Consider the following 18056-nt stretch of genomic DNA (forward strand, 5'->3'; position numbering starts at 1 on the left):
GGACCAGGCCAAACTTGCCGTCGCACGCGGCACAGCGAGCGGTTCGACTTCCAGAAACTTGGGAACAGTTTGGCATTGTCGTCTCCTCTTGTGGTCGCGTCCGATGTGTCGATCACCTTTTCTGTTGCATCGAGGCAGCCGCACCGACTGTCCTCGACCAAATCTTGCGGCACCAATCGCAACGCCGCCAGTGAAGCCAACCTAGGCGTCCTGCGCGAACATATCTTTCAACAACGCGTCCGATATTGCCCATAAGCACGACTTCCGTCGCGCGCAGGGGACGTACCCCCGACAACTGCGCGTTTGCGCGATCGCCCGATTCCGGAACTGGGTCGACGTCACGGCGACGCACGCATGCACCGTCAATCACAGCGCGTCGAGGCCATGACGAGCGGAGATGGCGACCGTCGTTCGGAGATGCCGGGGTGTGCAGGACGATGGCAAGCTGGCGTTGCCGATGAGGAGCTGGATTTCTCCGCCATGCCGCGCAATCGGCGGCGCGCGGGTCATCGGCAATCTTGCGTCAGCGAGATTTCAACCGGACGGCTGCGGCGAGCATCACGCCTCAGCCGTGAAACGCAAACAGCTCGATCGGATCGCTGAAGCCGCGCACCTCGTATTTGCCGACATGCTCGAGCTCGAACTCCCGCTCGACCAGCTCGGCGAAGGCGCGCGAGAGCAGCACCGGTCGTCCCAGCTGCTTGGTCAGGGCTTCGAGACGGGAGGCCATGTTGACGGCGGGACCGATGACGGTGAAGTCGAGCCGGCTGGACGATCCGATATTGCCGTACATGACGTCGCCGACGTGGACGCCGATGCCGTAATTCAGCGGCGCGCGGCCGGTCCCGTTGTTCCGTTCGTTCAGCGCGGCCATAGCCTGCCGGGCTTCAGTCACGGCGCGCAACAGGTTTGCGCAGGCGCCGGGCCCGCTGAGCGGGAAAATGGCGAGCAGGCCGTCGCCGATGAATTTCAGGATTTCGCCGCCGTGCCGCGCGATCGGCTCCGACATCGCGTCGAAATAGTCGTTGAGGAGATCGATGACGTCGTCGCGCGGCCAGTTGTCCGAGATCTTCGTGAAGTCACGGAGGTCGCAGATCATGATCGCGGCACGCACCGTCGTGCCGGTGCCGCGCCGCGTGGCCCCGGCCAGGATGAGCTCGCCGGCATGGGAGCCGACATAGGTCTCGAGCAGCGTTCGCGCCAGGCGGTTCTTGACGCGGATCTCGCTGACCAGCGCCAGCACCGGCAGCACGTTCTTGAGCGCAACCAGATGCGCGTCGTCGAAGCCGCCGGGGCGATCGGTCGCGAAGGTGACGAGATGGCGCTTGCCGAGTGTGTGGTGGAGCGGCCAGGCGACGTAGTCGGTCAGACCTTTCGCGCGCATCTCGTCATAGACCGCGTGCCTGCGGCCGAGCGACGGATCGCCTTCGAGGTTCTCGCGGAGTTCGCTCGCACCGTCCAGCATTTCGCTGACAGGGCTGCCGATGAACTCGGATCGCTCGAGCACATCGAAGTCGACCCGCGAGATCTTCGCCTCGCGCATGCCATCCAACCACATGAAGGCGGCGCCGAGCCATTGCGGATGCTGGATCCGGACGTGCATCGTCGACCGCTTGAGCGGAATGCCCGCCTGCTGGAGGCGGATGCACATCTCGGCAAAGATGTTGTCGACGAAGCGCTCGCCGCTCGTGCCGTTGGTCAGCCAGTCGACGACGCCGTCGGATAGCGTGGTGGGGCGATTTTGGTCTGGCGCGGTCATATCCTGCCCGTTCATATCGTGGCTTGCGCGGCGGTCCGCATGATCACGGCAGATATCGTGTTCCGGCGCCGCGGCGTCAACCTAGCCATGTGCATGGATTGTGCGCATCCGCCGGGCGATTGCCATCTAGCCGACGAGCTGAATCGAGCCCAGTACCGCCAGCCCTGAGACGAGTCCCAATCTGGACGCCTGGGTCTGCTCGACCTTCAGCGTGCTGCCGTCGGGGATGACAATATCCTCGCCATTGAGACGAATGCTGCAATCGCCGGAAACCGCGTAAACCAGGTGCGTGCCGGCGGACAAGGGCCGCTCGCCGGGTTCCCTGAGTGCCAGCAGCTCGATCTCCGCCGCGCCGCGCCGGGCCATCAGGTTGACGACCTCGACGGGACCCGCCTCGAGCGCGGTCACGACCTCCATCTCGCCGGTGAAGCGCACCGCCGTAAAAGGTTCGCGCTCGTCGAAGTCCTGGCTGGGCGACTTCAGCACCAGCCCGCGCCCACCGACGACCATTTGCAGGCGGTCGATGCCGGGCATGTAGGAGAAGGGCCCGGGCGCCACGATCGGCGTCGAGGCAAAGCGCCAGAGCAGGCTGTCCCAATCCTTCGCCGGCGCGTCGGCGCGATGGGCATCCGCGATATCGGTGAAGATGCCGCCACCGTTCTTCCAGGGCGAGCGGGTGTAGTCTTCGGACTTCAGCAGCGTGGTTTTCATGTCTTGAATTTATCCGGGAAGGCATGTGGCCGAGATCGTCCGCGCATCATGCGCGGGTTGGGCCGGCTTTGCCAACCGGTTTCACCGGCGATGAACTGCCGTCACGCTTTGGCGTCGAGGTTCAGCCTGGTGCTCAGCTCGTTGACGAGCGAATCCACGAACTGGTTCTGATAGGCCGAGATGCCGTTGAAATAGACCGGGCCGCCGGACTGCACCAGCAGGCCGCCGCCGGACATTTCGGCATCCTTGGCACCGCTCTCGGATTGGGTATCGAGCTTGCCCATGGCGTCGTTGAGCTGCGCGGCGGTCTTGTCGTCCATCTCGCCATTGGCCTGAAGCGTGGCGAGCAAGGCCTGGTAGGCACTGCCGAGATCGGCTCCCGTCCCCGTCTCGGCCGTCGCCGAGAAGCTGCCGTTGGTCTTGCCGCTGTAGCTCTTGTAGGTCAGCGTCTCCGTGGTGGTGCCGTCACTGTTGGTTCGATTGTCGAGCAACAGTTCGAACGCGTTGCCATAGGCGCCCGTCGTCAGCATGTTCGGATCGTTCGGATTCCTGTTCTTGCTCGCGCCTGTCTTGTCGGAGCCTGCGGTCCAGTTCGGCGGGACGGTGTAGCTGACGTTGGTCACGACGCGCATTCCTGTGTGCATTCCAAAGCGCGGAGAATGTTCAGCAAGATATGTGCCAGCGACAGCGCCGTTGATTCCTACCGGCTTTCCTTGCCGTAGCGCGTGGAATTCGCACGACGCTGCAAAAATTGCCCGGCAGTTTCATCCCGTCGCGCGATTGTGCGGAGCTTGCGCCTGAGTTCGTAGCCCGGATGAAGCGCAACGCAGTGCCGGGGCAACTCGCGCGATGAGGCTGTGCTCCCGGATGACGCTTCGCTTCATCAGGCTGCGCGCCCTCCACTCTTTGTCGGGAGCATTGTTGGCCGTCAGCCTTCATGGCCGCACCAAAAGCCTTGCTGTCGAACTTGCCGATCTTCTCGGTGACGGATTTGACGAGATTTGGGGGGACGGATCGCTTCCCCTTGCCCCCGCCGGCGGCAATTTAGGTCAGAAATCTACCCCTTTTGGGTACCTTGCACGAAGCTTGAAGCGCCGCATAATACAGACACTTATCCAAAGGTAATCCGCTCGCGCTTCGGCCAGGCAATTGCGTAACGCGCTCCTCTCAGTGGGAGAATTGCAATGCCCGTGTTGGACTTGCCGTACTGGTTGATCATTGCAGGCTCCGCGTTGGTATTGGGCGGGCTCATTGGCTTAGGGGTCAGCCGCAACAGGCGGGTTGAGAGCGATCCCATTCTGCTCCCGGGCGATTTGACGGCATGGAAAGCCGAGGGATCAGAGACCTCGGACCTTGCGGCTATCCGGGATTCGCACAACTGACGGCTTGTGCCCGTGGCCCATTCTGCGGAGCAAACTCTGGAGAGAGACATGACCCTGCACTTTACGCGCGTCGAGACTCCGGTGCATGAACTTGAAATCTGGATGGCGTGCAGCGGCGGATTTTCGTTCGTGATCAGTAACGAAAGCCGCACCGGTCCTGGCCTTCACGGAAAGCCCGGCCTGGTTGCCTCATGGCGACCGGTCGAAGAAAACAAGTCCGCGATCAAGCTTGGCGGCTCCCCCTTCAGTACCTTCGCCGAAGCCGAGAAGGCCTGCGAAGCCGTATTGGAAGCACTTGAGCAGATGAGCGAATCGCAAACTCCGACGACGTCCTCGCCGCAATGAAGAGAGACTCTGCTCGCCGGGGCATCGAATTCCGCGCCGCCGGATTGTGCTGGCGTCTTACATTCCGCTCAGGCCGCTATCCACCGCGAGCGACTGTGCGGTGACGTAGACGCTCTCATCCGACAGAAAGAACAGCACGGCATAGGCGATCTCCCAGGCGGTGGCCTGCCGGCCGAAGGGGACGTGGCCCTTGCCGCGGCTGGGGCGGCCGGCGCCGGCTTCGCGGCCGTTGGGGGTGTCGACGAGGCCGGGATAGACGAGATTGGCGCGGATGCCGCGGCGTGATCCGAGATGGGCGATGTTGCGCATCAGGCCGCCGAGCGCGGCTTTCGACGAGTCATACACCGCCATCTGCGATCCCGCTTTCAGCGCGGCGATCGAGGAGATGAAGACGATGGCGCCGCCATTGTCCAATTTCGGCATCGCGGCGCGGCAGCACAGCATGGGACCGCGGACGTTGACGTCGTAGATCCTGTTCCATTCCTCGGGGCTGACGGCATCGAGGCCGGTCTTGCCGAAGGTGCCGATGTTCAGCACCATGCCGTCAAGGCCGCCCATCGCGCGATGCGCCTCCTCGATCATGCGCTGGACGTCAGGCTCCGACGTGACGTCGGCAGTGATGGCAAAACCCTCGCCGCCTTCGTCGGTGATGTGCTTGACGGTCTGCTGTGCGGACGTCCGGTTGAGATCTGCCACCGCGACCTTCGCGCCCTCGCGTGCGCACAAAATGCTCATGGCGCGGCCGTTGCCGATCGGATCGGTGGCAGCGTCGAACACGCGCTGGCCGCCGCCGACGATCAGGATACGACGTCCCTTCAGGCGTCCCCTGCCCGGCGCTTCGCCCAATGACTCCGCGCTTGGTGGACGGACGTAACGCTCCGGTTTGCTATCGATTTCCGCCATCTCAGCCGCCCTACTTCTTGCCGCCGTCATAGACCTTCATGCCGGCCGCGGGATCGAGATCGGTTTCGGTTGCCTCGGTCAGGCGCGCCATCATCATATAGAAGCCGAGCGCGACGATGGCTTCGACGATCTCCTGATCGCTGAAGTGTTTTCGCGCGGCAGCGAAGGTCGCCTCGGGCACGCGAACATTCTCGACCACCTCGCGGCCGAACTTCAGCAACGCGCGCTCAGCATCGCTGAAGCTGGCGGCATCGTAGTCAGCCCGCTCCACCGCATCGATCTGTCCTTGCGTGCAGCTGACCCCGATCGCGATCGGCACGTGCTGGCGCCATTCATAGGCGCCGCCCTCGAGCTGGGCGGCCTGCAAGATCAAAAGCTCGCGGTTGACGGCTGAGAGCTTCTGCTTGTGCAGGATCGAATTGCCGAGCCGCATCGCCGGGATCATGTTGGCCTCGGCATGGGCCATCATGCGGAAGATGTTGAGCTTGACCGGCATGCGGTCGAACGAGGCGCGGATATCGCCGCTCGTCGTCTCCGGATCAATCAGGGGCAGCCTTGCCACGCGTTTCTCCCTTGGGTTTTCGTTTCTTGTTGTCTTCGCCATTGCCTGCCGCGATCAGCGACAGGAAAAAGGCGAGATAGCGGTCGATCGCCTCGATCACCTTCGGCCGCGGCGAAGGTGCCGCGCCCATCACGTAATGCTCGAGGCGGATGTAGATCAGGCCGGCCGCGAACAGCCGCGCGGCCTCGCGCGGATCGGGTGTCGAGACCAGGCCGGCGAGCGCAAAACCGCGAAAGTAATCCGTCATCATGCTCTGCTCGCGCGCATAAAAATGGTCGGCGAATTTGGCGCGGATGCCGGGCACGCGGTTACGTTCGGCGGTGATTACTTTCTGGAATTGGTGCTCGCGCGGGTCGGACCATTGCTCGACGAGATCAAGCGCGAACTGACGGCAGAACGCGGCCGGCTGGCGCGCCAGCTGCTTGTAGCGCGGCTCTTCCAACCGGCTCGCCGAACTGGCGGGGCCGTGCTCGGCCACGATCGCTTCTAGGATCGCGGCCTTGCCGGAGAAATGGTTGTAGAGGCTGCTCTCGCGGATGCCGACGCGGCGCGCAAGCTCGCGCATCGAGGCGCCGCCATAGCCGCTCTGCGCGAACAGATTGAGCGCTTCGCTGAGGATGCGCTCGCGGGTCGTGGGCGCAGCCGCTTCCGCCGCGCTGGAGGTGTGGACAGCCATGTGGCTTGACTAACGAACGAACGTTCGCTAGTCAACCGTACGAACGATCGTTCGTTTCGCCAGTCTGGCGGCAGCGGTCGCGGCCCGCAAGTCCGCTTCGGGCGCTGTTCTCGCGTTTCAACTCCGCTCCAATGAGAGGCGGAGAGCAATTTTGGGGAGACGACCTCATGGCGCGCTTTGCCCGCCTTCGCCTTCGTGCGGCCTGCATCCTGTTGCCGCTGCTCGCAGCCAGTGCCGTTCAGGCCCAAAGCGCGAAATACGATCCCGGCGCCGACGACAAGACCATCAAGATCGGCACCACCGCGCCGCTGAGCGGGCCAGTGTCCGCCTTCGCGCAGATCGCCAAATCGGCGGAGGCCTATTTCCGCAAGGTGAACGACGACGGCGGCGTCAACGGCCGGCGCATCCAGATGATCATCGCCGATGATGCCTACAGCCCGCCCAAGACGGTGGAGCAGACGCGGCGGCTGGTCGAGAGCGAGGAGGTGCTGCTGATCTTCGGCGGCGTCGGCACGCCGACCAACAGCGCCGTGCACAAATATCTCAACGACCGCAAGGTGCCGCAGCTCTTCCTCGGCTCTGGCGCCGCGAAGTGGGACGATCCCAAGAACTTTCCGTGGACCGTTGGCTGGCAGCCGACCTATCGCGACGAGGCGATCACCTACGCGAAGTACATCAAGGCGAGCCACGCCAATGCGAAGATCGGCGTGCTCTACCAGAACGACGACCTCGGCAAGGACTATCTGAAGGCGTTGGAGGAAGGGCTCGGCAGCGGCGAGGCGATCGTTGCGCGCGCGGCTTACGAGACCTCGGCGCCGACGGTCGATACGCAAATCCTGCAGCTCAAGACCGCAGGCGCAGAAATCGTGCTGGTGGCGGCAACGCCAAAATTCGCGGCGCAGGCGATCCGCAAGATCGGCGAGATCGGGTGGAAGCCTGTCACCATCATCTCCAATGTCTCGGCCTCGATCAGCGGCGTGCTGGAGCCGGCCGGCAAGGACAATTCCACCGGCGTCATCTCCAGCCAGTATTTGAAGGACGCGACCGACCCGGCCTCGAGGGACGACGCCGGCTATAAGGAATGGCTGGCGTTCATGGACAAGTACCTGCCGGACGCCAACAAGAGCGACTGGCTCAATGTCTACGGCTACACCATCGCGCAGACGCTGGTGACGGTGCTGAAGGCGTCCGGAAACGACCTCACCCGTGCCAATGTGCTGAAGCAGGCCACGACGCTCAAGGACGTAAAGCTGCCGATGCTGATCAACGGCACCGCGGTGAACAATTCGCCCGAGCACTACACGCCGATGACGAGCCTCCAGCTCATCCGCTTCGACGGCACGCGCTGGGTGCCGTTCGGCGACCTCCTGAAGAACTGAGCCCATGCGGCAGGTCAGGATCGGCAGCATGCGGATCGATCTCGTCAGCGAGATCCCTTCGCTTGCCTTCGAAAAGACCTGGCTGTTCGCCAACGTCACCGACGCGGTGATCGCGGAGAACCGGAGCTGGCTCGATCATCGCTATATCGAGCCGGAGACCGGTCGCTTCATCCTCAGCCACCACTCCTATCTGGTGCGCACGCCGCGCTGGACCGCCATCGTCGACACCTGCTGCGGCAACCACAAGCCGCGGCCGCGCGTGCCGATGTGGGACAACCTCAACCGACCTTATCTCGACAACATGCAGGCGCTGGGCGTTGCCCCTGAAGAGGTCGACTTCGTGATGTGCACGCATCTGCATGTCGACCACGTCGGCTGGAACACGCGCCTCGTGGACGGCCGCTGGGTGCCGACCTTCCCCAACGCGCGTTATCTGATGGGACGCGAGGAGTACCGCCACTTCGAGGCCGCGCACAATGCCGCGCCGAAACGCCCGGTCAACCACGGCTCTTTCGAGGACTCCGTGCTGCCGGTCGTCGCAGCCGGCCTCGCCGAGCTGGTCGAGACCGATCATCGCGTGTTCAACGATCGCGACGCAGGCTTACGCTTCGCGCCGGCACCGGGCCATACCGCCGGCAACATGCAGATCCACCTCAATGGCGGCCACGATCACGCGGTGATGTCCGGCGACGTCATCCACCATCCCATCCAGTGCGCGGCGCCGTGGCTGTCGAACGCCGCCGACGTCGATCCGGCCGCCGCGGTCGCAACACGGATGGCGCTGCTGGAAGAACTTGCGGACACGCCGAGCTATCTGCTCACCGGCCATTTTCCGGCGCCGACTGCGGGCCACGTGATCCGGCATGGCGAGGCCTACAGATTTCGTTTCGAGGATTAGGGGGAACTATCATGAAGCTGCGCACTGTCACCCTGTCATTGCTCGCATTGCTGTCGGCGGCACTGCCGGCACACGCCGAGGATCCTGCCACCTACCCCACCCACAAGATCAAAATGCTTCTGCCCTATGCGGCCGGCGGCGGCGGCGACGTGATCGGCCGCTTGCTCGCCGACAAGATGGGCAAAACGCTTGGACAGAGCGTCTATATCGAGAACCACACGGGTGCTGCCGGCACACTCGGCACGCAGATGGTCGCGGCGTCGCCGAACGACGGCTACACCATCACCGTCGGCGGCATGACCACGCATGTGCTGGCGCCGGCGATCTATCCAAAACTGCCCTACGATTCGATCAAGGATTTTACGACGATCGGACGCATCGGGACGTCCTCGATCATGCTGGTGGCGACCAGGGATTTTCCCGCCAATGACATCAAGGGCCTGATCGCGCTTTCCAAGAAGGGCGAGCCGATCCAGTACGGAAGCTGGGGCGTCGGCTCGACCGGACAATTCTGCGCGGAAATCCTGATGCAGCAGACCGGCATCAAGATGGATCACGTGCCGTTCAACGGCATCGCCAAACTCGCGGGCGACCTGCTTGGCGGCCACATCTCGCTTGCAACGCTGGACATGGCAACCGCAACGCCACTGGTGAAGGACGGCTCTATCAAGGCGCTGGCCGCCTGCGGCGAGCGCTCGCCGAGCCTGCCTGACGTCGCAACCTACAAGGAACAGGGCGTGCCGTTCGACCGCAGCCTGTCCTGGGCGATGTATGGTCCCGCCGGCCTCGCTCCCCCGATCGCACAGAAATTGTCGGCGGCGTTGAAGGACGCGCTGGGCGATGCCGAGGTGAAGGAGAAGCTTTTGGGGCTCGGCATCACGCCGCAATACGTGCCGGGCGACGAGCAGCGCGACATCAACGCCCGCGACATCGCAGCCTGGAAGCAGGTTGCCAGGGACGCAGGCATCGAGGTCAAGTGACGATCGCAAGCGATCAGAAGGGAGCGCGGGCATGAGCCGCATTTTCGGCGCGGTGCGCCAGAACGGATACGTCGTGCGGGACATCCACGCCGCGATCAAGCACTGGATCGAGGTGATGGGCGTCGGCCCCTGGTACTACATGGACCGCGTCAAGACCGACTGGTTCCGCCATCGCGGCCAGGACTCCGCGGTCGAGATGAGCATTGCGCTGGCCAATTCCGGCGATCTCCAGATCGAGCTGATCCAGCAGCGCAACGATGCGCCCTCGCTGTACAAGGAATTCCTCGACGCCGGCCACGAGGGCCTCCAGCACATGTCCTACTGGAGCCACGACTATCAGGCGCTCTACGACAAGGCACTCGGGCTCGGCTACAGGATAGGCCATGAAGGCCAGATCGGCGGAGACAAGGGACGCTTTGCCTATTTCGACACGCAGGCCCATCCAGGAACCATCATCGAAATCTCCGACATCAGCGGCACCAAGGGGCCGTTCTTCGAGAAGGTCCAGCAGGCGGCGATGACCTGGGACGGGACGCGGCCGATCCGCGAAGTCGGCGGAGCGAAACCTTAAAATCCGACCGCCGGATTGCGACCGGAAGAGGCCGCAGATGCGGTACGACTGCGATCCATGGTAGCATGAACCTCGTGTCCGAACCTTCAGCGAGGCAAGCATGTCCAACACTGACAAGGTTTTCGCCGGCTCGATTCCGAAAATCTACGACGAGTATCTCGTCCCGCTGATCTTTGCCCACTACGCCGCCGACATCGCGAAGCGTATCGCGGCTCTTTCCCCGTCGACGATACTGGAAACCGCGGCAGGTACCGGCGCCGTTACGCGGGCCGTGACCGCGGCGCTGCCTCCCGGCATCCGTTACGTCGCAACCGATCTCAACGAGCCGATGCTCGAGATCGCGGCGCAGCGCCAGGGTGAGGACCCGCGCATGACATGGCGTCAGGCGGATGCCACCGCCCTGCCCTTTGACGAAGCCGCGTTCGACGCGGTCTGCTGCCAGTTCGGCGTCATGTTCTTTCCCGACCGCGTCAAAGGCTACGCCGAGGCAAAGCGGGTGTTGCGGCCGGAAGGCACGTTCGTATTCAACGTCTGGGACCGCATCGAGGAAAACGTGTTCGCCGATGACGCCACCGCGGCGCTCGGAAAAATGTTTCCCGATGATCCGCCCCGTTTCATGGTGCGGACGCCGCATGGCTATCACGACAAGGCCATTATCAGAGCCGACCTGGAACAAGCGGGCTTCCGCCACATCTCGATCGAAACGCTTGCTGCGGTGAGCCGCGCGCCGTCGGCCGAGTATGTTGCGATCGCGCTCTGCCAGGGCACGCCGCTGCGCAGCGAGATCGAGGCCAGGGATGCCAGCAAGCTTCAGGCTGCGACCGACCTCGTCGCCGAGGCGCTCCGATCGCGCCATGGGTCCGGAGCGGTCGAAGGCAAGATTCAGGCGATCGTGATCGAGGCGCGGCCGTAGGTGCGGACCCTCAGCGCAGGTTTGCGCGAAGCTCGCGCACGCCGCGTCCGAGCCGTTCCCGCAAGAGCGTCCGGAGCGTCGCGCCGTCCTCATAGCCGACCTCGGCGGCGATCGCATCGACGTCGAGACCGCTGCCATGCAGCAGCGACTGCGCGCGCTCGACTCGCAGATCCTGAAAGTAGGAGAGCGGAGACTTACCCAGCACCGACTCGCACCGGCGCTGCAAGGTGCGTGCGCTCGTCGCGAGCGCACTGGCGGCCTCCTGCAGCGAAAACCCTTGCTTGAGATGTTCGCGCGCCCAGTGCTCGAAACGCTGGATGAGCGGATCGGCCTGCGCGAGGTGATTGGGAATGATGAAGGGCGCCTGCAGGGAGCGCAGGTCGGCGAGCAGATAGCGCGACACGACGGCCGCGAGCTCGGGGCTCGCCTGGCGTATGAACCACAGCGCAAGATCGAGATGCCCCATCGCAGCGCCCGCCGTGACGACGCGGTCTGACGTCACCAGCATGCGTGTCTCATCGAGACGAACATTGGGGTAGCGTTGGCGAAACAAGGGTGACAGCCACCACGTGGTGGTCGCGTCTCGTCTATCGAGCAGCCCCGCCTCCGCCAGCACGAAGGTACCGATGCAGGACGCGGCGATGCGCGCGCCCTCGGCGTACCAGGACTGGAGCTGTTTCACTGCCTCTCTGACATCGCGCCGGTCGAGCGCCGGAATCAGCTGTTCCGGCCGGCTCGTATTCAACGCCGGCACGATGACCCAGTCCGGCTTCAGATCGGATGTTACCGATTTGACGGGGATCGCAAAGCCCTGCCCGGATCGGACCTTCTTCCGCACGCCGACAATTGAGACATCGAAATGGGGCGCTCCGCCCGTTTGAGCGGCCGCGAAATTGTTGGCGATCGTGAACGCATCGAGCGTCACGGTCAGCCCGGTGTCCCAAAATCCCTCTAGGGCGAGCAATTGAATGCGCATGGCGGAAACGCTCTCAAAGTTGTCGTTTACGACAATACCGTTCGGACGGAAGCAAGCCTAGCTTGCGATGCAACGGCAACCGGAACAAAGGCCTTCATCGCGATCGATAGATAAGGGCAATCATCTGAACCAACAACGCTATTCCAGATGTTCGCTCGAGGAATCGATGGCGTGAACGCATCTAAAAATGGCGCTTCTGCCAACATTGCAGGAGGTCCTTGATCCGATGCCGTCCACTGACAAGCAGCAATCCAAAGGAGCCCACATGAAAGTCATCGCCATCGGTAACATCGGCAAGGCACCGACACCCGAGCAGCGGCAGCAGATCATGCCGAGGGAAGTGCCGGCCACGCTCAAGCTGTATCTCGACGGGAAGATCGAGCAGTTCTGGTTTCGCCAGGACAAGCCAGGCGTGGTCTTCCTGATGAACGTCGAATCCCTCGAACAGGCCAAGGCGACCGTGGAAGCACTGCCGCTCGTCACCGACGGCTTCGCCACTTACGAGCTGATGCAAGTCGGTCCGCTCGCGCCGCTGGGCATGCTCATCCAGGGCAAGTGACCGCGCGTCGGACCGACACGCGACGCTTCCACCAACCTTCCGAACCGGCCCGCATCGCCGCCGTTCCACGGCGGCGATGCAACGTGCGGCAATCGCTGCCGGCGAAGCATGACTAAATGAAGAGCGTAAACCTCGGAACATGGAGGATTTCAAATGAAGCTTACACTCGCTGCCGGTCTCCTGGCATTCGCCCTGTGCCTGACCTCCGCCGTCCCCGGACGCGCGCAGTCACCCACGCCACCGACACCGACCACCCGAATTCTCGCGATCGGCACCGTAAACCCCGGCGCCGATGTCGCCGCTGCGCGCGCCATCCTGCCGATGGAAGTGCGCGAGACGGTGAAGCTCTATCTCGATGGCAAAATCGACCAGTGGTACTCGCTGCAAAATCGTGTCGGCGTCGCGTTCATCCTGAACGTCACGGATATCGCGGCCGCTCATGACATGCTCGAAAAGCTGCCCCTGGGGCAGGCTCATCTCATGAGCTTCGAGCTGATCCCGCTTGGCCCGCTCAATCCGCTTCGGCAGTTGCAGGGCATGTCGACGGGTCCACAGTAGACAGCCGGTATGCCCGTCGTCGGCGCCGCTGCGGTCGCCGACGACAGATATCTTCAGCTCAGGCGATGACGCGGCCCAGCGCGGCGCGCCGTCCTACCAGAAGCCCCGCTGCATCGGCTGCGCCGGCTGATAATACTGATACTGGCCGCGGCGGCGCGGATTGACGGGCTGCGGGTTCGGCTGCTGCTGGAAGAAGAAGCCGAAGCCGTTGCCGCCATTGCCCCAGCTGTCATCGCTTGCCATTTCCATCGGCGGCGGCGCGGTCGGCTTGCGGGTGATGAAGCCGCCCTGCGGATGATTGCTCAGCACCGCGACGAACTCGGTGCGGTAATTGGTCTCGGCGCTCAGCGGCTCGTCCGAAATCACGATCGACGAACGCGGCAATGCCGTCGGCCCGATGCGATCCCAGACGTCCTGCGGAATGGTGATGCGATCGAGCGCGTCCTTGGCGTCGTCGCCGTTCTCGATCGTGACCACGCTCCAGCGCAGGCCGGTATCGGCCTTCGCCATCGCGGTGAAGATATGCGTGCCGAGCGGCTGGTCGGGATTGCGGATGGTGACGGGCACCTCGATGCTGGTGTCGAACACCTCGCCGCCGCCGTCCGGCGCCGGCTTGTGCGTGTTCCGCCGCACGTAGAGCTTCTGCGTCGCGCGGCTGATGTAAACGGACACCGGCTCAAGCGCGAGCTTGGCGTCGGTCGCAGCCGTCACCGCATCGGCCTTCCTGGTTGCCGCGACCTTTGCCGCCTCCTTGGTGGCGGCAACGGCGTCGCGCTTCGGCTGCGCGGCGGCCTTGGCGGCCTCGAGCGCCGACGCAGCGTCGGCGGCCTTGGTCGCAACCTTCTGCTTCAGCTCCTCGGCCTGCGCCCGCGCCTGATCGGTCTTGGCAGCCGCGATCTTCTTGTCGGCGAAGGCGAGCTCGGCGTCGGCCTTGGACTTCTGCTGTTCCAGCTTGCGCAGCGACGCGGGAAGCGACGCGGCCTCCTTCGCGGCCGCGGCCGCAGCCTTCTTGGCCTCGGCGGCAGCCTGGATCGCCTCCTCGGCTTCAGCGGAGAGCTTGTCGGCCCGGTTCGGCACGGCCGCGATGGCCTCGCGCTTCGGCACGAACAGCGAGGGATGAGTGAAATCGATCGGGGCCGCGTCGTTCGGCGAGATGATCACGCGCATGCCGATGTTGGTCTTGTCGAACAGGCCCTCGGCGAAGTTGAAGGGCATGCGCACGCAGCCGTGCGAAGCGGCATAGCCGGGCAGCGGCCCGCCATGCAGCGCGATGCCGTTCCAGGTGATGCGCTGCATGTTGGGCATCCAGGCATCGTCATACATGGTCGAACGGTGGTCCTTGTCCTTCTCGACGATGGCGAAGACGCCGGCCGGCGTCTCTCGCCCGGTGGTGCCGGTGGACACCGGCGCGCGCAGAATCCAGCCGTCGGAATCGTAGAAAGTGACCTGCTGGCTCTTGATCGACACGATCGCCATGATCGGCTCGCCGGCCTCGCGCGGCGCCACCGCCTCGGCCGGCTGGCGGGCCTGCTTGGCCGCCTCGGCGCTTCCGCTCAGCGCCGTCAGGGCAACGGCCGTTGCGAGCGCAACAAGTCCGGGGGGCCGCCAACGCCGCATCGCCGTGGTGGATTGCGCCGTCGTCATCAGGTCTTTCATGCCATTCCCCGGTCCAGTACCAGTCCGCGCCTTACGTCGATCACATCAGATTGCGATCTTTGAATTAAGAATTCGCAGCCACCTTGCGTTCCGTATCCGGCAATATTCGGACCTATCAGGCGGCAAATCTCTCATATACGAGGGCTCGCGCGGGCGGAAGGTGGGCTGGGGCCGGAGCTGGCCCGGGGCTGGTCACGAATCGCTGCGGCACAATGTCCGGTTAGTGGGTACGGCGCCCGATCAGCCGGGTCATTGCAGCGCCGAACAGGCCGAACAGCGCATACACCATGAGCGGCAGAGCGTGCGCGGCAGCCTGCCCGACCGGTTCGTGCTCCACGATTAGCAGGACCGCGAACACGGTAAGGCTCAGGAGGACGCAGATGAGGGCGGCAGCAAGGCCCAGCCTGCGCAGAACGAAGGCAAAGTCGCTGGTGGTCATGACCGCATCCGGGGCGAAGATGAACAGGCCTACGCTAGACCCGCCCGCGACAGCAGGATGTGACCGTCATCACAGAGATGCGGTTCCCGAACGCCGCGGCTCAAGACGCGACCCCGACCGCCTTGCTGTCGACCGCGGCCTGGATTTCCGCATCGCTCAGGCCCGCCTCGCGCAACACCTCGCGCGAATGCTCGCCGAGGCGCGGCGCCATGCGATGGATGCCGGCCGGGCTTTCCGAGAATTTCGTCGCGGGCCGCGCCTGCCGGATCCGGCCTTCGGTCGGATGATCGATATCCGCAAACAGTGCGACGGCGGCGAGATGCGGCTGCTCGCCGATCTCGGTGAGCCGGGCGAAGGCGGTGTGCGGCACGTCCAGCCGCAGCAATAGCTCCTCCCATTCCGCCGTGGTGCGGGTCGGCCCGATCTCGCTCATGCGGTCATAGACCTTGTCGATGTTCTGGGAACGAAGCACGGGATCGCGCACCCCGAGCTCCTCGATCAGCTCGGGGCGGCCGACAGCCTCGAAGAACGCGCACCAATTGTCTCCGGAGTAAGGCAGCATCGTCAGCCAGCCATCCTTGGTCTGCACCGGGCGCCGGTTCTTCATCCGCTTGTAGCCGGTCGGGCCGATCGGCGGATCGAACGCGTGCCCGCCCAGCATCTCGATACTGTTGAAGCCGGCGATGGTTTCCAGCATGGGGACTTCGACCATCTGGCCCTGCCCGCTGCGCTCGCGCCGGAACAAGGCCGCGGACACCGCGCCGACCATCGCCATCGCGCAGATCTTGTCGCCGATCAGGCTCGGAACGAATTCCGGCTCCTCGTCCGATCCGATCGATGACGCAAGGCCTGAAGCCGCCTGGATGATCTCGTCGAATGCGGGGCGCGCCGCCCACGGCCCGTCCTGGCCGAAGCCGGTCGCCGCGGCATAGATCAGCCGCGGATTGAGCTTTGCGCAGGCCGCGTAACCGAAGCCGAGCCGCGCCATCGCCGCGGGTCGCACATTGGTGACGAGCGCATCGACCGTCGGGATCAGTTTTGCCAGCGCCGCCTTGCCGTCCGGATGCTTCAGGTCGAGCGCGAGGCTGCGCTTGTTGCGGTTGACGGCCATGAACTGGCCGCTCATGCCGCGGTTCCGGAACACGCCGGTGTAGCGCCAGGTGTCGCCCGCGGGCGGCTCGACCTTGATGACATCGGCGCCCCAGTCGCCGAGCATCTGCGCGGCGTAGGGGCCGAACAGCACGCTCGTCAGATCGAGAACGCGGATACCGCTGAGGGGGCCGGTCGGTGTCATCGTCGTTTCACTGTCGTTGGAGGAAGCAATTGTGGGACAAGACGGGCGGGCTGGTACCAGCCCGCCCGTCACATTGCGTCGATCCTATTCGCCGATCACGTCGCCGAACAGCTCCCAGGATTTTCCGTTGAAGCGCGCCATCTGCAACTGCCGGATCGGCGTCACCTGCTCGGCCGAGGTGTTGAGCTTGATGCCCGGCAGCAGCATCGGCAATTCGACATCCCTGAACGACTGCGTCTGCTTCATCAAATTGGCGCGGGTGAGGTCGTTGCCGGCGCGCTGCAGCACCAGCTCCATGATCTGCGCCATGGTGTAGCCGGTGACGTTGAAGACGTCGGCCGGATCGGCGCTCGAATTGTACGTCTTCATCCACTCGCGCCAGGCTTTCATGCCGGAATCATTCTCCCAGCGCGGATCACCGGGATCCTTCTGGAAAGCACCGGTGACGATGCCGACGGAATTGTCGAGCCCGGCCGGCACCAGCACGGAGCCGACGGAGTTGGAAACGGCGGGAAGGATGATCTGCGGCTTCCAGCCGAGCTCGGCGATCTTCTTGATCGCTTGCGCCGCGAATTTCGGCGTGCACTCGTTGAAAACAACGTCGGCGCCGGCGGCCTTGAACTTGACGATCTGGGAGTCGACGGTCGGATCCGATGTCTCGTAGGTGGCCTCGGACACGATCTGGTTGACGTGCTCCCCTAACCCTTCTTTGAAGCCGGCGAGATAGTCGCGCCCGGGATCTTCGTTCGGCGTGATGACGGCGATTTTGGCATTCGGCTTGTTCGCAAGAATCCACTTGGCATAGATGCGGCCTTCGGTCCGGTAGGTCGGCTGCGAACCGGTGGTCCAGGGAAAATGCTGCGGATCGTTCCAGCGGCTGGCGCCGCTCGACGGGAACAGCTGCGGGATCTTCTTGGCGTTGAGGTATTTCTGCGCGGCGATGTTGGGACCGGTGCCGAGCATTGAGAACATCGCCAGCACCTCGTCGCCCTCGGCGAGGCGGCGAACCTGCTCGACCGTCTTCGACGGGGAATAACCGTCGTCCATGCTGAGCAGCTCGACCTTGCGGCCGTTGATGCCGCCCTTGTCGTTGAGCATCTTGAAATAGGCGATCTCGGCGCGGCCAATCGCGGAATACGCGGAGGCCGGTCCCGAGTAGGGCATGGTCTGCCCGAGCTTGATCGACGTGTCGGTCGCGCCGGTGTCGTAGTTTCCGGCCATCGCGGCCGAAGTGGCGCCCAGCGCCGCAAGCAGAGCAACGACTCCGCGGACCAGTTGTCTTCCCGGCATGCTCGGCATCTCCTTCCCAGGCAAGACGCATCGACGCGCGAGCTCACAGCTGCCGCCGGCGCCCTCCACTTTCTTCTTGGTTATCATCGTCCGCATCGATTGCGATGCCGGCGAGTGCGACGATACCTTGATTATGAAGCGTGAGATGTAGCGAAGAATTCAGATGCGTATGCGCGGCTTGCAGCCGTTCTATTTTACGCGCGCG

The 18056-nt window shown here is 64.0% G+C and carries 19 protein-coding genes; 8 read left to right on the forward strand and 11 right to left on the reverse strand.

Features of this window, described 5'->3' with window-relative positions; translation table 11 throughout:
- Window positions 1-565 precede the first annotated feature (565 nt).
- The 3 genes from AB7Z56_RS36160 to AB7Z56_RS36170 form a co-directional block, all read right to left on the reverse strand.
- Window positions 566-1759, reverse strand: coding sequence for an adenylate/guanylate cyclase domain-containing protein (locus tag AB7Z56_RS36160; protein WP_063986667.1), 1194 nt, complete (start codon window positions 1757-1759; stop codon window positions 566-568).
- A 126-nt stretch (window positions 1760-1885) separates the two neighbouring features.
- On the reverse strand, window positions 1886-2470 hold the full coding sequence (locus AB7Z56_RS36165) for a HutD/Ves family protein (RefSeq protein ID WP_063985338.1): 585 nt from the start codon (window positions 2468-2470) through the stop codon (window positions 1886-1888).
- A 101-nt stretch (window positions 2471-2571) separates the two neighbouring features.
- Window positions 2572-3102: a hypothetical protein gene (locus tag AB7Z56_RS36170; protein ID WP_063985339.1), complete on the reverse strand. Its 531-nt coding sequence runs from the start codon at window positions 3100-3102 to the stop codon at window positions 2572-2574.
- Between the two features lie 798 nt (window positions 3103-3900).
- Here AB7Z56_RS36170 and AB7Z56_RS36175 point away from each other — a divergent pair.
- Window positions 3901-4197 (forward strand): hypothetical protein, encoded by a 297-nt coding sequence (locus AB7Z56_RS36175; RefSeq protein WP_028153826.1) that lies wholly within the window; start codon window positions 3901-3903, stop codon window positions 4195-4197.
- Window positions 4198-4254: 57 nt separating this feature from the next.
- Here the strand turns inward: AB7Z56_RS36175 and AB7Z56_RS36180 are convergent, their stop codons facing one another.
- Genes AB7Z56_RS36180 through AB7Z56_RS36190 form a run of 3 tightly spaced genes read right to left on the reverse strand, consistent with a single transcriptional unit; the run spans window position 4255 to window position 6338 of the window.
- Window positions 4255-5100: an SDR family NAD(P)-dependent oxidoreductase gene (locus tag AB7Z56_RS36180; protein WP_063985341.1), complete on the reverse strand. Its 846-nt coding sequence runs from the start codon at window positions 5098-5100 to the stop codon at window positions 4255-4257.
- Window positions 5101-5110: 10 nt separating this feature from the next.
- The gene (locus tag AB7Z56_RS36185; protein ID WP_063985342.1) at window positions 5111-5662 is read right to left on the reverse strand and encodes a carboxymuconolactone decarboxylase family protein; all 552 of its coding nucleotides are present in this window, start codon (window positions 5660-5662) and stop codon (window positions 5111-5113) included.
- Window positions 5640-6338: a TetR/AcrR family transcriptional regulator gene (locus AB7Z56_RS36190; protein WP_063985343.1), complete on the reverse strand. Its 699-nt coding sequence runs from the start codon at window positions 6336-6338 to the stop codon at window positions 5640-5642. The genes AB7Z56_RS36185 and AB7Z56_RS36190 overlap by 23 nt, the downstream gene beginning before the upstream one ends.
- A gap of 167 nt (window positions 6339-6505) precedes the next feature.
- Between AB7Z56_RS36190 and AB7Z56_RS36195 the strand changes: the two genes are divergently transcribed.
- The 5 genes from AB7Z56_RS36195 to AB7Z56_RS36215 all read left to right on the forward strand — a co-directional run bounded on the left by AB7Z56_RS36195 (window position 6506) and on the right by AB7Z56_RS36215 (window position 11079).
- Window positions 6506-7717, forward strand: a complete 1212-nt coding sequence (locus tag AB7Z56_RS36195; RefSeq protein ID WP_063985344.1) for an ABC transporter substrate-binding protein — start codon at window positions 6506-6508, stop codon at window positions 7715-7717.
- Between the two features lie 4 nt (window positions 7718-7721).
- Window positions 7722-8615 carry an MBL fold metallo-hydrolase gene (locus tag AB7Z56_RS36200; RefSeq protein WP_063985345.1) on the forward strand — a complete coding sequence of 298 codons (894 nt, stop codon included), beginning with the start codon at window positions 7722-7724 and terminating at the stop codon, window positions 8613-8615.
- A gap of 11 nt (window positions 8616-8626) precedes the next feature.
- Window positions 8627-9595, forward strand: coding sequence for a Bug family tripartite tricarboxylate transporter substrate binding protein (locus AB7Z56_RS36205; protein ID WP_063985346.1), 969 nt, complete (start codon window positions 8627-8629; stop codon window positions 9593-9595).
- Window positions 9596-9626: 31 nt separating this feature from the next.
- On the forward strand, window positions 9627-10166 hold the full coding sequence (locus AB7Z56_RS36210) for a VOC family protein (protein ID WP_063985347.1): 540 nt from the start codon (window positions 9627-9629) through the stop codon (window positions 10164-10166).
- Between the two features lie 100 nt (window positions 10167-10266).
- Window positions 10267-11079: a class I SAM-dependent methyltransferase gene (locus AB7Z56_RS36215; RefSeq protein ID WP_063985348.1), complete on the forward strand. Its 813-nt coding sequence runs from the start codon at window positions 10267-10269 to the stop codon at window positions 11077-11079.
- Window positions 11080-11089: 10 nt separating this feature from the next.
- Here AB7Z56_RS36215 and AB7Z56_RS36220 read toward each other — a convergent pair whose 3' ends face one another.
- Entirely contained in the window at window positions 11090-12055 is a 966-nt protein-coding gene (locus AB7Z56_RS36220; RefSeq protein ID WP_063985349.1) for a GlxA family transcriptional regulator, read from the reverse strand.
- A gap of 187 nt (window positions 12056-12242) precedes the next feature.
- Here AB7Z56_RS36220 and AB7Z56_RS36225 point away from each other — a divergent pair, with 187 nt between their 5' ends.
- Both AB7Z56_RS36225 and AB7Z56_RS36230 read left to right on the forward strand, forming a co-directional pair.
- On the forward strand, window positions 12243-12614 hold the full coding sequence (locus AB7Z56_RS36225; RefSeq protein ID WP_283018470.1) for a hypothetical protein: 372 nt from the start codon (window positions 12243-12245) through the stop codon (window positions 12612-12614).
- Between the two features lie 153 nt (window positions 12615-12767).
- Entirely contained in the window at window positions 12768-13172 is a 405-nt protein-coding gene (locus tag AB7Z56_RS36230) for a hypothetical protein (RefSeq protein ID WP_063985350.1), read from the forward strand.
- 93 nt (window positions 13173-13265) lie between these two features.
- Here the strand turns inward: AB7Z56_RS36230 and AB7Z56_RS36235 are convergent, their stop codons facing one another.
- The 4 genes from AB7Z56_RS36235 to AB7Z56_RS36250 form a co-directional block, all read right to left on the reverse strand.
- Window positions 13266-14828 (reverse strand): L,D-transpeptidase, encoded by a 1563-nt coding sequence (locus tag AB7Z56_RS36235; protein ID WP_063985351.1) that lies wholly within the window; start codon window positions 14826-14828, stop codon window positions 13266-13268.
- A 220-nt stretch (window positions 14829-15048) separates the two neighbouring features.
- Window positions 15049-15267, reverse strand: a complete 219-nt coding sequence (locus tag AB7Z56_RS36240) for a hypothetical protein (protein WP_063985352.1) — start codon at window positions 15265-15267, stop codon at window positions 15049-15051.
- A 100-nt stretch (window positions 15268-15367) separates the two neighbouring features.
- A complete protein-coding gene (locus AB7Z56_RS36245; protein WP_063985353.1) occupies window positions 15368-16561 on the reverse strand; it encodes a CaiB/BaiF CoA transferase family protein in 1194 nt (397 codons plus the stop codon).
- 84 nt (window positions 16562-16645) lie between these two features.
- A complete protein-coding gene (locus AB7Z56_RS36250; protein ID WP_371496415.1) occupies window positions 16646-17860 on the reverse strand; it encodes an ABC transporter substrate-binding protein in 1215 nt (404 codons plus the stop codon).
- Between the last annotated feature and the right edge of the window lie 196 nt (window positions 17861-18056).

This window comes from Bradyrhizobium sp. 482_C4_N1_8, assembly GCF_052075965.1.
GTDB lineage: Bacteria > Pseudomonadota > Alphaproteobacteria > Rhizobiales > Xanthobacteraceae > Bradyrhizobium > Bradyrhizobium barranii.

What these genes read in the sequence shown, in the direction of transcription:
- AB7Z56_RS36160 (WP_063986667.1), bottom strand. Translation starts at nt 1,759, where the DNA reads ATGACCGCGCCAGACCAAAATCGCCCCACCACGCTATCCGACGGCGTC.
- AB7Z56_RS36250 (WP_371496415.1), bottom strand. Translation starts at nt 17,860, where the DNA reads ATGCCGAGCATGCCGGGAAGACAACTGGTCCGCGGAGTCGTTGCTCTG.
- AB7Z56_RS36230 (WP_063985350.1), top strand. Translation starts at nt 12,768, where the DNA reads ATGAAGCTTACACTCGCTGCCGGTCTCCTGGCATTCGCCCTGTGCCTG.
- AB7Z56_RS36195 (WP_063985344.1), top strand. Translation starts at nt 6,506, where the DNA reads ATGGCGCGCTTTGCCCGCCTTCGCCTTCGTGCGGCCTGCATCCTGTTG.
- AB7Z56_RS36205 (WP_063985346.1), top strand. Translation starts at nt 8,627, where the DNA reads ATGAAGCTGCGCACTGTCACCCTGTCATTGCTCGCATTGCTGTCGGCG.
- AB7Z56_RS36215 (WP_063985348.1), top strand. Translation starts at nt 10,267, where the DNA reads ATGTCCAACACTGACAAGGTTTTCGCCGGCTCGATTCCGAAAATCTAC.
- AB7Z56_RS36225 (WP_283018470.1), top strand. Translation starts at nt 12,243, where the DNA reads ATGGCGCTTCTGCCAACATTGCAGGAGGTCCTTGATCCGATGCCGTCC.
- AB7Z56_RS36165 (WP_063985338.1), bottom strand. Translation starts at nt 2,470, where the DNA reads ATGAAAACCACGCTGCTGAAGTCCGAAGACTACACCCGCTCGCCCTGG.
- AB7Z56_RS36200 (WP_063985345.1), top strand. Translation starts at nt 7,722, where the DNA reads ATGCGGCAGGTCAGGATCGGCAGCATGCGGATCGATCTCGTCAGCGAG.
- AB7Z56_RS36180 (WP_063985341.1), bottom strand. Translation starts at nt 5,100, where the DNA reads ATGGCGGAAATCGATAGCAAACCGGAGCGTTACGTCCGTCCACCAAGC.
- AB7Z56_RS36175 (WP_028153826.1), top strand. Translation starts at nt 3,901, where the DNA reads ATGACCCTGCACTTTACGCGCGTCGAGACTCCGGTGCATGAACTTGAA.
- AB7Z56_RS36210 (WP_063985347.1), top strand. Translation starts at nt 9,627, where the DNA reads ATGAGCCGCATTTTCGGCGCGGTGCGCCAGAACGGATACGTCGTGCGG.
- AB7Z56_RS36235 (WP_063985351.1), bottom strand. Translation starts at nt 14,828, where the DNA reads ATGAAAGACCTGATGACGACGGCGCAATCCACCACGGCGATGCGGCGT.
- AB7Z56_RS36240 (WP_063985352.1), bottom strand. Translation starts at nt 15,267, where the DNA reads ATGACCACCAGCGACTTTGCCTTCGTTCTGCGCAGGCTGGGCCTTGCT.
- AB7Z56_RS36190 (WP_063985343.1), bottom strand. Translation starts at nt 6,338, where the DNA reads ATGGCTGTCCACACCTCCAGCGCGGCGGAAGCGGCTGCGCCCACGACC.
- AB7Z56_RS36170 (WP_063985339.1), bottom strand. Translation starts at nt 3,102, where the DNA reads ATGCGCGTCGTGACCAACGTCAGCTACACCGTCCCGCCGAACTGGACC.
- AB7Z56_RS36220 (WP_063985349.1), bottom strand. Translation starts at nt 12,055, where the DNA reads ATGCGCATTCAATTGCTCGCCCTAGAGGGATTTTGGGACACCGGGCTG.
- AB7Z56_RS36245 (WP_063985353.1), bottom strand. Translation starts at nt 16,561, where the DNA reads ATGACACCGACCGGCCCCCTCAGCGGTATCCGCGTTCTCGATCTGACG.